The sequence below is a fragment of the Thermoanaerobacterium aotearoense genome (genome assembly GCF_009905255.1).
GTDB classification, from domain to species: Bacteria; Bacillota; Thermoanaerobacteria; order Thermoanaerobacterales; family Thermoanaerobacteraceae; genus Thermoanaerobacterium; species Thermoanaerobacterium aotearoense.
Window position 1 is genome coordinate 291534 of sequence record NZ_CP047602.1, and the last position, 12278, is coordinate 303811.

11 protein-coding genes are annotated in these 12278 nt (G+C 36.1%); all 11 read left to right on the top strand.

Annotated elements, in window-relative coordinates; translation table 11 throughout:
- The first annotated feature begins 51 nt into the window (after positions 1-51).
- The 11 genes from GSH73_RS01380 to GSH73_RS01425 all read left to right on the top strand — a co-directional run bounded on the left by GSH73_RS01380 (position 52) and on the right by GSH73_RS01425 (position 12261).
- Positions 52-1575 carry a xylose ABC transporter ATP-binding protein gene (locus GSH73_RS01380; protein WP_014757231.1) on the top strand — a complete coding sequence of 508 codons (1524 nt, stop codon included), beginning with the start codon at positions 52-54 and terminating at the stop codon, positions 1573-1575.
- Positions 1575-2741 carry a sugar ABC transporter permease gene (locus tag GSH73_RS01385; protein WP_014757230.1) on the top strand — a complete coding sequence of 389 codons (1167 nt, stop codon included), beginning with the start codon at positions 1575-1577 and terminating at the stop codon, positions 2739-2741. The genes GSH73_RS01380 and GSH73_RS01385 overlap by 1 nt, the downstream gene beginning before the upstream one ends.
- Positions 2742-2951: 210 nt before the next feature.
- Positions 2952-4154 carry an ROK family transcriptional regulator gene (locus tag GSH73_RS01390; protein ID WP_014757229.1) on the top strand — a complete coding sequence of 401 codons (1203 nt, stop codon included), beginning with the start codon at positions 2952-2954 and terminating at the stop codon, positions 4152-4154.
- Between the two features lie 116 nt (positions 4155-4270).
- A complete protein-coding gene (locus tag GSH73_RS01395) occupies positions 4271-5884 on the top strand; it encodes an MBL fold metallo-hydrolase RNA specificity domain-containing protein (RefSeq protein WP_014757228.1) in 1614 nt (537 codons plus the stop codon).
- Between the two features lie 146 nt (positions 5885-6030).
- Positions 6031-6159 (top strand): hypothetical protein, encoded by a 129-nt coding sequence (locus GSH73_RS13635; protein ID WP_267889028.1) that lies wholly within the window; start codon positions 6031-6033, stop codon positions 6157-6159.
- A gap of 308 nt (positions 6160-6467) precedes the next feature.
- The gene (locus tag GSH73_RS01400) at positions 6468-7493 is read left to right on the top strand and encodes a LacI family DNA-binding transcriptional regulator (protein WP_014757227.1); all 1026 of its coding nucleotides are present in this window, start codon (positions 6468-6470) and stop codon (positions 7491-7493) included.
- A 24-nt stretch (positions 7494-7517) separates the two neighbouring features.
- Entirely contained in the window at positions 7518-8138 is a 621-nt protein-coding gene (locus GSH73_RS01405) for a bifunctional 4-hydroxy-2-oxoglutarate aldolase/2-dehydro-3-deoxy-phosphogluconate aldolase (RefSeq protein WP_014757226.1), read from the top strand.
- 23 nt (positions 8139-8161) lie between these two features.
- A complete protein-coding gene (locus GSH73_RS01410) occupies positions 8162-9097 on the top strand; it encodes a sugar kinase (protein WP_014757225.1) in 936 nt (311 codons plus the stop codon).
- Between the two features lie 161 nt (positions 9098-9258).
- Positions 9259-11406 carry a BglG family transcription antiterminator gene (locus tag GSH73_RS01415; RefSeq protein WP_014757224.1) on the top strand — a complete coding sequence of 716 codons (2148 nt, stop codon included), beginning with the start codon at positions 9259-9261 and terminating at the stop codon, positions 11404-11406.
- On the top strand, positions 11399-11989 hold the full coding sequence (locus GSH73_RS01420) for a D-sedoheptulose-7-phosphate isomerase (protein ID WP_014757223.1): 591 nt from the start codon (positions 11399-11401) through the stop codon (positions 11987-11989). Before GSH73_RS01415 ends, GSH73_RS01420 begins: the two co-directional genes overlap by 8 nt.
- A complete protein-coding gene (locus GSH73_RS01425) occupies positions 11986-12261 on the top strand; it encodes a PTS sugar transporter subunit IIB (RefSeq protein ID WP_014757222.1) in 276 nt (91 codons plus the stop codon). Before GSH73_RS01420 ends, GSH73_RS01425 begins: the two co-directional genes overlap by 4 nt.
- Positions 12262-12278: the final 17 nt, after the last annotated feature.

A 12278-nucleotide genomic window follows, 5' to 3' on the forward strand; every position in this document is an offset into this window, starting at 1 on the left:
TCTTAGGGGAATGAAAAATTCATTCCCCTAATAAAAAAGGTAGGGATGGATATGGATGATTTTATACTAGAAATGAAAAACATAACAAAAGACTTCTCCGGCGTAAAGGCATTAGACAATGTCAATCTGAAAGTAAGAAAAGGAGAGATACATGGCCTTTGCGGTGAGAATGGTGCAGGGAAGTCTACGCTTATGAAAATACTAAGTGGAGTATATCCACATGGCACTTTTACTGGAGAAATATTATTTAATGGCAGAGAACTAAAATTAAACAGTATTAAGGATGCAGAAGATGCAGGCATAGGGATAATATACCAGGAGTTGTCTTTGGTAAAAGAATTATCTGTCAGTGAAAATATATTTATTGGAAATGAGCCTAATAAGAATGGGATAATTGATTTTGACAGAATGTATTATGAAACTAAAATCTTGCTGGACAAACTGAATCTAAACATTAATCCTAATGTACCAGTTAAAAGTTTAGGCATAGGACAGCAACAGTTAGTAGAGATTGCAAAGGCATTATCAAAAAATGTAAGTTTGCTGATATTAGATGAACCGACATCATCGCTTACTGATGCAGATGTTGAAATATTGTTCAACATATTAAGGCAATTAAAAGATAACGGTGTAACGTGCATATATATTTCACATAAATTAAATGAAGTAATGGAAATAACAGATCGGATAACTGTTCAGAGAGATGGAAAGACTGTAGGTTCAGAAGATACAAAGAATTTAACTGAGAATGACATTATTAGGATGATGGTTGGTCGTGAGCTTACAAATCTCTTCCCAAGAGAGGAGCATCAAATAGGAGAAGAGATATTAGAGATAAAAAACTTTAGCGTGTATGATAAGAAGGATTCTAATAAGAAGATTGTAGATAACGTAAGCTTTTCTTTAAGAGAAGGAGAGATCCTTGGTATTGCTGGCCTAATTGGAGCTGGAAGGACTGAGCTTGTTTCCAGCATTTTTGGTTCATATCCGGGTAGACGCGAGGGTGAGATTTATCTGGAAGGTAAAAAGATAGACATAAAAAATCCGGATCAGGCTTTAGATCATGGAATAGCAATGGTTCCGGAGGACAGAAAAGGTCAAGGATTGATAAATATATTATCTGTAAGAAACAATATGACTTTATCTAATATAGATAGTTATAAAAATAATTTTGGTTCCGTTGATGAAAACAAGGAAATTGTAGACGTTAAAAAGTATATTGAGATGTTAAAAATTAAAGTTTCAAATTTCAATTTAGAAGTCAAAAACTTAAGCGGAGGCAATCAGCAAAAAGTGGTTTTAGCTAAGAATTTGCTTAGAAATCCTAAAATATTGATTTTAGATGAACCAACTCGTGGCATTGATGTCGGAGCAAAATATGAAATATACAAACTGATGTATGAGTTAGTAAGAAGTGGGATTTCAATTATTATGGTTTCATCAGAATTACCAGAAGTTATAGGACTAAGTGACAGGATAGTAGTGATGCACGAAGGAAAAAAGAAAGGTGAATTTGTAAATGAAAATGTAACTCAGGAAATGATCATGGAATGTGCGATAGGAGGTAAAAAGTAATGATTAATTCAAATAGTATGAAAGAAAAAGATGTAACAGCCAACAAAAGATTTTCGATAAACTTGAAATTATACACTATGATAATAGCTTTAATTGGAATCTGGATTATTTTTGCTATTGCGACAAAGGGCGATTTTTTAACATCCAGAAATATGTCCAATCTTTTTAGGCAAATGGTTTCTACTGCTGTTTTGGCTGTTGGCATGGTTTTTGTGATAATAGCTGGACAGATTGACCTTTCGGTAGGTTCTCTTTTAGGTCTTACAGGTGGAATAGCTGCAATTGCTAATGTGTGGTTTCACTTTAATGGTATACTTTCAATAATTATAGCATTGATAGTTGGTTTGATTTTAGGTGCATGGAACGGTTGGTGGGTTGCGTATAAAAATGTTCCATCATTTATCGTGACATTAGCAGGTATGTTAGTATATAGAGGAATACTCATCGGTATTACAAATGGGTACACAATTGCGCCATTAAGCAATGATTTTCAGTTCATCGGTCAAGCTTATTTAACACCAGTAAGTGGGTATTTGCTTGGCATGATTGTATTATTAGTCGCTGCATACACAGTGTATTCTCAAAGAAAATCTAAAGTAAAATATGGATTAGAAGTTTCGCCTTTTTACCTTGATGTATCAAAAATCATAGCTATAGCTATACTGGTAGGATTATTTGTATTTACATTAAATTCTTACAATGGTATTCCTTTCTCTGTATTGATTTTGGCGATTTTAGCTGCAATATTTACCTATATTGCATCAAAAACTGTTTTCGGCAGAAGAGTTTATGCCATAGGTGGCAATGTTGAGGCCGCAAAACTTTCTGGAATAAATGTAAAGAAGATAACGCTAATTTTGTTTGCTATAAATGGATTGTTGGCCGCTGTATCTGGTGTCATTCTTACATCGACTTTAAACGCTGGTTCAACATCTGCAGGACAAAATGCTGAATTAGATGCTATCGCTGCTTGCGTAATTGGCGGAGCAAGTCTTAGTGGTGGCATTGGCTCGGTTATTGGCGCAATTATCGGTGCACTTGTGATGTCCAGCATAAACAATGGCATGAGTTTACTTAATTCGGCTCCATTTTGGCAATACGTTGTCAAGGGATTGATTTTGTTGATTGCTGTATATATCGATGCGGCTTCAAAAAATAAGGAATGAGCTATATATCTCCCATCTAAGGATGGGAGATAATTTCTATTTGTATATATTGTGGGATTGCTGAAGAAGGATAAAGTTACAAAAAATTCGTCAAATTGTTAAACTTTTGTACGCGTTTTTCGATTAATATGTCAGGACCAAATCGTTGAGCAAGTGCATTTTAATATGGTATAATATGCTGGTGAAAACGAAGTATTGCAAGGTGATTAAATGATAACAGGTGATCAGTTGCTGATAAAACAAATTAATAAATCCATCGTCTTAAACACTATCCGCAAAAAAGGCTTAATATCCAGGGCTGACTTAGCAAATATTACAGGGCTAAATAAATCCACAGTTTCTTCTTTAGTTGATGAACTTATAAAAGAAGGCTTTGTAGAGGAAGAGGGACCTGGTGAGTCAAAAGGCGGCAGGAAGCCGATAATGCTTATGATAAATAGCCTTGCTGGTTGTGTCATTGGCGTCGATCTTGATGTAAATTACATTCTCGTCATTTTGACAGACATACTTGCAAACATATTGTGGCAAAAGCGGATAAATTTAAAGCTGGGCGAAAGCAAGGAAGATATCATATCTAAGATGCTGGAACTTATAGATGAGGCTATAAAAAATTCGCCAAATACGGTGAAGGGAATATTAGGCATAGGCATCGGTGTGCCTGGTATTACAGATTATAAAAGAGGTGTCGTGCTAAAGGCTCCAAATCTAAATTGGGAAAATGTGGAGCTTAAAAAGATGGTAGAAGAGAGATTCAACTTAAAAGTGTATATAGATAATGAAGCTAATACAGGTGCTATCGGTGAGAAGTGGTTTGGAGGAGGCAGAAACGCCAAAAATTTTGTCTATGTCAGTGCAGGCATCGGCATAGGTACAGGAATCATAATCAATAATGAGCTTTACAGAGGCTCTAATGGGTTAGCAGGCGAGATGGGACACATGACCATCGATATAAATGACCACATGTGCAGTTGTGGAAACAGAGGATGTTGGGAAAACTACGCATCTGAAAAATCCCTTTTTCGATATATAAAAGAAAGGCTTGAAGCAGGGCAAGAAGATGACTTTATAGACAGTGAAAATATTGACTCTCTTGATATAAACGATATTGCAGGTTATGCAGAGTTAGGAAGCAAGCTTGCTATTGATGCTATAAACGAAATTTCTAAGAATTTAAGCGTTGGAATTGTAAATATAGTTAATACGTTTAATCCAGACTTGGTGCTTATAGGCAATACATTATCTGCCATTGGCGATATGTTGATAGACGCTGTCAAAGAGTATGTGAGAGAAAAATGTCTTGTATCAAGGTACAATGATATTGCTATTGAAATATCGAAGCTTGGAATGCTGGAAAGAGCCATAGGCGCTGTTACACTTGTCATATCAGAAGTGTTTTCATATCCCGGATTGTAAAAGCGAGGTAAGGCATGTAAGTCCTTCCTCGCTTTTTTTATTAATTATAGTATAATATTATTAAGACTATTGATAAAATCTTGAATATTTTTATCAATTGCGAGAGGAGAGATATGATGAAGATCACTTTTTTAGGTGCTGCGAAGGAAGTAACAGGCTCTTGCTATCTTGTGGAGACTGAAAAATCAAAATTTCTGATAGACTGTGGAATGTTTCAAGGAAGCGAAATAGAAGATGAGTACAACTATCAAGAATTTGCATTTGATATTGAAGACATTGATTTCATGCTTTTGACACATGCTCATATAGATCACAGTGGAAGGATTCCCCTTCTTTATAAAAGAGGTTATAGAAAAAAGATATACGCAACTAAAGGCACTGTAGACCTTTGTGAATACATGCTGCAGGACAGCGGGCATATACAGCAGATTGAGAATGAATGGAAGAATAGAAAAAGAAAGAGGGCAGGAAAAACGCTTAGGATGCCGCTTTACACTGCTGATGATGGAAAAGCAGCGATGCAGCTTTTTTGCGGTGTCAATTATGATGAGATAATAGAGCCATCAGAAGATGTAAAAGTAAAATTTAATGATGCAGGACACATGCTGGGTTCATCTATATTGGAAATTTGGGTAAAAGAGGGAAGTAAAGAGACGAAAGTAGTTTTTTCAGGGGATCTGGGAAACAAAAATATACCGATTTTGAGGGACCCTACGATAATAGATGAGGCAGATTATCTTGTGTGTGAATCCACATACGGCGATAGGCTGCATGAAGACGTAGGCGATAAAGCCAAAAAGCTTATGGAGATAATAAAAAAGACCATATCAAGAGGAGGCAATGTGATAATCCCATCATTTGCTGTAGGAAGGACACAAGAGCTGTTATACGAGATCCACAAAGATGAAGAACTTTACAAAAACGAGATAGAGTATATAAGCAAAGTGCCTGTGTACGTAGACAGCCCACTTGCTACGTCGGTTACAAGTGTCTTTAGAAAGCATCTTGATTATTTCGATGACGAAGCCAGAAGCTACGTAGAAAACGGTGATTATCCGTTAGATTTTCCTAATTTGCATTTTACCCATTCAGCAGAAGAGTCAAAGGCGCTTAATGACATTAAAGAGCCTGTCATCATCATTTCAGCCAGCGGCATGTGTGAAGCTGGTCGCATAAAGCATCACTTAAAACACAATCTTTGGAGATCTGACAGCACAATAGTGTTTGTAGGCTATCAGGCTAAAGGCACCCTTGGCAGAAGGATATTGGACGGAGAAAAGACTGTAAATATCTTTGGAGAGGAAATAACGGTTAATGCGGAAATCCAAAACATAGAAAGCTTTTCTGGACATGCCGATCAAAAGGGCATTATGGATTGGATATCGTCATTTACGAAAAAGCCTAAGAAAATATTTATTGTTCACGGTGAAGATAGTGCTCAAAAGGTACTTTCAAAGAAGATAAAAGACGAGCTTAACATTGAAACGGTCATTCCATCAAAGTACGATACGTATGACTTTGAGTTGGATGAAGTAAATGTAGCGGAGATTGCGTTGCCATCAGACGATGAAATACTAAGACAGATAGAAGAATTGAGGGCAGAAAACGATAAGATTTTGTCAAGGCTTAAAGACATAATAAGTCAAAACAGAGGAAAGGTGAAAGAAGTCGGCGGAGATTTGGCAGCAATGTCAGATGTGTTGTCGAGGTTAAAAAGAAGATTTAGCTAACTATTGTGCGCCATAGAGCGCACTTTTTTGTTGTAACGAAATGATTGTATATGCTATAATATCATTAAGGTTAATGTTCGGAAAGAGCACCACTCCCTATATTCGTGAGATGTTGGAGGTAAAGGGCAAAAAGGGGGTGGGGCGAGGTGGATATAGTAAAGATTATGGCTATATTTACATCAGCGCTTTTAACAATCGTCGCCCTAATTTTAAATCGCAAGAATTTTCATTTGGAATTCAAGATTGAAATTGGTCAAAACAAAAAAGAGCATTAACCTCTGCACAGGAATGCTCTTATCCGAGTAGCACATTAACCTTTCCTCCAACATCTCTATTTTTATTATATTTCACTTGTTTTATAATGTCAACTTTTTTTATACTATTTTTAGGATTGTCTTTCGCTTTTCTAAAATTTCTTATGGGAATTTAATAGTTATATATTTTTACAAAATGATGTTCTCTACTTTAGAGAGAAAAGTTTACTAACATTAATAAAAAAGAAGGATTTTTAAATTTAATGTAGAATATATTATATATACCGGTTTCGTAAACTGGTTTCTAAAAAATAAATGTTGGTGATGACATGAGCAATGATAACTTTAAAATCACGATTGATTATGTGGCAAAAAAAGCAGGTGTTTCAAAGACGACTATCTCACGCTTTTTAAATGGCCGATTTGAGTACATGTCGGATGTTACAAGGGAAAACATCAAAAAGGTCATAGATGAGCTTAACTACAGGCCAAATAATCTGGCTCGCAGCTTAAAATTGAATAGGTCGAATCTCATAGGCGTACTTGTGTCAGACATAGGTAACCATTTTTCGTCAATCCTTGTGAAGGGAATAGAAAAAGTCTTAAAAGAAAATGGATATAATTTGATGATAGCCAGCACAGATAATGATGCCACAAAAGAAAGAGAGTACATCTTATCCTTTTTAGATAACAACGTAGACGGACTTATAATAAACACAGCAGGCGGAAATGACGAATTTTTGGTGGAGCTTTCTAAAAAAGACTTGCCTGTGGTGCTTGCTGACAGAAGCATAAAAGACATGGTGTTTGATACCGTTGTCGTCAACAACTACGAAGTTGCCTCAGAGCTTGTGCTGCACCTTATAAAAAATGGATATGAAAGAGTAGGCTTTTTCACCGAAAGGATAGGCGATATAAGCACACGTACGGAAAGAAAGCAGGCTTTTACAGATGTATGCGAAAAATACGGAGTAGATAGCCATGATATGGTGTTTGAGATTGATGACGATTTAAGCCAGATTGAGGAAAAAATAAAATCAATATTAGAAAAGATGGGAGTCTATAAAACTGCTTTATTTGCTGTAAACGGCGTGGTGCTTCTAAATCTTCTCAATGTCCTGCACAGATTAGAATTAAGAATTCCTCATGATTTAGCCGTATGTGGCTACGACGACTGGGGATGGGCATCACTTATACCGCCAGGGATTACTACCATATCACAGCCTACCTATGAAGTTGGCGTGGAATCAGCCAAAATGCTTATTAATAGGATAAAAAGCGATGATGTGGTTAAACCGAGGAAGGTCGTTTTAAAAGCAGAGCTTGTAATAAGGGGATCTACAAGATCTCATTAAAAATATGTAGAAAGGATGATTTATATGAGCTTTAAGGAAATAAAAGAGAAGACAAAAGGCGGCATATTTTCAGTCATAAGGTGCAAAGATTATGAATTAGGACTTAAAATGGCAGAAAAAGTCATAGAAAGCGGGATAAACATAATAGAGATAACATACACTGTAGAAGGTGCTGGGATGCTTATTAAGGAGCTTAAAAGGAAGTATCCTGATAAAGTAATAGGTGCTGGAACTGTATTAGAGTTAAGTCAGGCAGAGGAAGCTGTAGGAAATGGTGCAGATTTCGTGGTAACACCATGTATCGTTGAGGAAGTGGCATCATATTGCAAGAAAAATGATGTGTTCTTTTCGATGGCAGCATCAACCACCACAGAGATGTATAAAGCGTATAAGTTAGGTTCAGAAGTCATTAAGCTTTTCCCTGGAGAATTTGTCGATTCAAAGATAATAAAATCTCTTAAAGGACCATTTCCATTCTTGGAGTTTATGCCTACAGGCGGCGTAAATGACGAGAATATCAATGAATGGTTTGAAAATGGCGCATATGCAGTTGGCGTAGGTGGTTATCTTACAAAGGGTATAAATTTTGACAATTTGGATCTTTTGGAAGAAAGAGCAAAAAGGCTTGTAAATGCATTGAAATAAGTTGGATAAGTAGGTGATACATTTTGGCAAAAGTTTTATTGGCAGGAGAACCTATGGCATTGTTTATCGCAGACGAAGAAGGCACACTTGACAATGTCAGCAAGTTTACAAAAGCGTTGGCAGGAGCAGAAGCAAATGTGGCAATCGGGTTAAGTAGACTCGGGCATACCGTAAAGTACATTACGAGGCTTGGCAACGATCCTTTTGGCAAGTACATTTATAATAAATTGTTGGAAGAAAAAATCGACGTTTCATCGGTAAAATTTACTGATGAATACCCGACAGGTTTTATGCTTAAATCAAAGACATCAAAAGGAGATCCAGACATATTTTACTTTAGAAAGGGTTCTGCAGCATCCCACATGACACCACATGACATTGATTGTGATGCGAGTCAGATTAATCACATACACATTACAGGCATAACAGCAGCTCTTTCAAAAGACACGCTGGATACGGTGCACAGGATGATTCAGATCGGGAAGGAAAATGGCATAAAGATATCGTTTGACCCCAATATACGAAAGAGCCTTTGGAAAAATGAAGATGAGATGGTGGCAACTCTGAATGAGATCGCGTTCAATTGCGATATTGTCATGCCAGGCATAAAAGAAGGCTTGATTTTGACAGGAACGGATGATGTTGATTCTATAGCTGATTTTTACTTAAAGCGAGGAGTTGAAGCTGTCATCATAAAGATTGGCGACAAAGGAGCATATGTAAAGACAAAAGATGAAAGTTTTACTGTAGAAGGATATAAAGTTGAGAAAGTCGTTGACACAGTTGGCGCTGGTGATGGATTTGCAACAGGTGTGATAAGCGGGCTGTTAGAAGGACTTACACTAAAAGATGCAGTGAAAAGAGGCAATGCAATAGGAGCAATAATAATCATGTCACCGGGTGACAACGATGGACTTCCAAATAAAGATACATTGGAAAAATTTATGAATGAAAATTGAATGTGAGGTTTATCTGATAGACAAATTATACCGCTGAGACTAAAAGTTGAGGCGGTATTTTTGTTTTGCAAAATGAGGTATAATATATAGTACATTTTTGCCATAATTGATTTGAAAAATGTTAAGCTTTTCAAGCAAGGAAAATGATAATATAATTTATAGTGAAAGAGGTGATAATTATCATACTCAATGAAAGGTGCACACATATACTGATAAAGCTTGTTAATTCAAGTCTCCCGGTCAAGATCACTGAACTGGCCAGTTCATTTAAGGTAAGCTCAAGGACGATAAGATACGACCTTGATGCAATTGATGAATTTTTAAAGTACAATAGTTTGCCACAATTGATAAGAAAACCAAATGTAGGTGTGAAATTTTCTGAATCATTGGAAGATAGAAAAAAGGCATTAGAGATTTTAGACGACGTAAGTATTTATCATTATGCGCTTTCGCAGAAAGAAAGGGTTAACATTATTTTGAGTAGTCTTATGGGACAAAAAGATTATACGACGATAAACACGTTGGCAGACAAATTATTGGTGTCAAGAAGCACTATAATAAATGACCTTGATAAAGTGAGGGAATGGCTTTTAGAGCATGGGCTTGAGCTTAAGTCAGTGCCAAAGTATGGATTGAAAGTCATAGGCGATGAAAAGAAACTTAGAAAAGCCGCCATAGAGCTTCTTACGGAAACGGTAGATATAGAAAAAGTGCTTGACATCGTAAAATCGCCTATGTACACGAAGATAAACGTAGGCATGGACAATGAAATAAAAAGGCTTTTTCAGAATATTGACATATCGTACATTGAAGAATGCATAAAAACTGCAGAAGATGAATTGGAGACAATATTTTCAGATGCAGCCTTTACAGGATTAGTTGCCCATATTGCAATTGCTATAAAGAGGATAGAGCTTGGAAGAGACATCATAATGCCTACAGAAGAATTAAAATCGCTGGAAATGACGAAGGAATTCAGTGTCGCTTCAAATATAGCCAAGATGCTTGAAAAACATTTTAATGTCAACATACCCATAGACGAGATTGGCTATATAACTGTCCATCTTTTAGGAAGCAATGTGACAAATAAAAAAAGCAACAAAGATAAAAATTGGCTTGAACTGGAGCTTATTACGAAAAAGATTATAAGCAATGTAGAAAAAGAAGTAAATATAGACTTATCGAGAGATGCGCAGCTTTTTGAAGGCCTTTTAGAGCATGTAAGACCTACAATATACAGGCTAAGCCATGGCTTAGAGCTGAAAAATCCAGTATTGGATGAGATAAAAAGAAATTACAGCAGGCTTTTTGAAATAGTGAAAGGTTGCTTAAAGCCTTTAGAGGAATATGCAGGAAACAAACTTAATGATGAAGAAATCGGTTATTTTGTGATGCATTTTGGTGCAGCAATAGAGAGGCAAAAATCACCATCAATAAATAGAATGGATGTACTTGTTGTATGCGGTACAGGAATCGGGACGGCAAAGATGCTGTCATCAAGGCTTCAATCGGTTTTCAATGTAAATATAAAAGGAACTGTTGCATACCATCAAGTAAAAGACCAATTAAAGAAAAAGCATGTTGATTTGATAGTGTCTACTGTTCCAGTGGAAGCAGAGGGAATTAAGACTGTCGTTGTAAATCCTCTGTTAACTGAAAACGACATTGAGAAGTTGAAATTGTTTATAAAAAATGACAGGACATACGCAATCAAGTTAGATGATCTAATTAAAATCATTGAAAAGCATTGTAGCATTTTAAACAAGCAGAAACTCTTAGAAGAACTTAAACAATTTTTAGATTTAGAAGATGTAAACGAAGAGAGAGGAGTTGCAGAACCATTGTTAAAAGACCTATTGACAGAAAAGACGATTAGGCTGAATGTTGAAGTAAAAGATTGGGAAGAAGCAGTAAGGATTGGAGGTGAGCTTTTAGAAAAAGAGGGAGCTATAGAGCATAGGTATATAGACGCCATGATAGATTCTGTAAAAGAGATAGGACCGTATATAGTCATTGCACCGGGTATAGCAATGCCACATGCAAGGCCAGAAGCGGGAGCTAAGAAAATAGGCATGAGCCTCATCACTCTTAAAAATCCAGTCAACTTTGGCAATAAAGAAAACGATCCGGTTAGAATAGTAGTATGCCTTTGCGCCATAGACCATTCTTCACACTTAAAAGCGCTGTCGGAATTGGTGGAACTGTTGGGGGATGAAAGATTTATTAGTGTTTTATTAAATTCAAGTGCACAACATGAAATATTTAATTATATGAGATTTGGCAAAAAAGGAGGGAATAAATTTGATTGATGTAAAAGATGCCATAAATGGGAGAATAAAAATTCTCGATTATGTAGATGATGAAATGATAAATAAAATTCATTTAATTAGTTCTGAAATTGTAGAATGTATAAAAAATGGAAACAAAGTTTTAACATGTGGTAATGGCGGTAGTGCAGCTAATTCACAGCATATAACGGGTGATATAATAGGAAGATATAAAAGAGAGAGGAGGGGATTTGCAGGAATAGCTTTAACTGTTGATACAAGTACCTTGACAGCTGTTGGCAATGACTATGATTACAGCAAAGTTTTTGAAAGACAGGTAGAAGGTCTTGGTAGAAAGGGGGATGTATTAATAGCATTAAGTTCAAGCGGAAATTCTCTGAATGTTGTAAACGCAGTAAACAAAGCAAAAGAGATGGGCATCAAGACGATAGGATTGTTAGGGAATAATGGTGGGAAATTAGGACAATTGGTTGATATAAGCATAACAATACCAGACAAAGCATCAGATCTTTGCGAGGAATTTGCAATGATACTCAGCCATATTATATTGGAAGAAGCCGAAGCAAAATTATGTGAGCTTATTGATGAAGGAGTGTTAATATGAACATTGTAACTGTATGTGGTATGGGATTTGGCACAAGCTTAATTCTAAAGATGGCTGTTGATGATATTTTAACTAAAAATAGGATTAGTGCTAATGTAGAAGCATGCGATCTCGGTTCTATAAAAGGTAAAGTAGCAGATTTAGTTATTTCGACATCAGAATTAAAGTCTGAGTTAGAGGGATTAAATTTCAATGTTGTCTTTGTGAAAAATGCCATTGACAAAAAAGATATTGAAGATAAGTTGTTAGAAGCAATGAAAAATTTCAAATAGAAAAATAGAGGAGGATA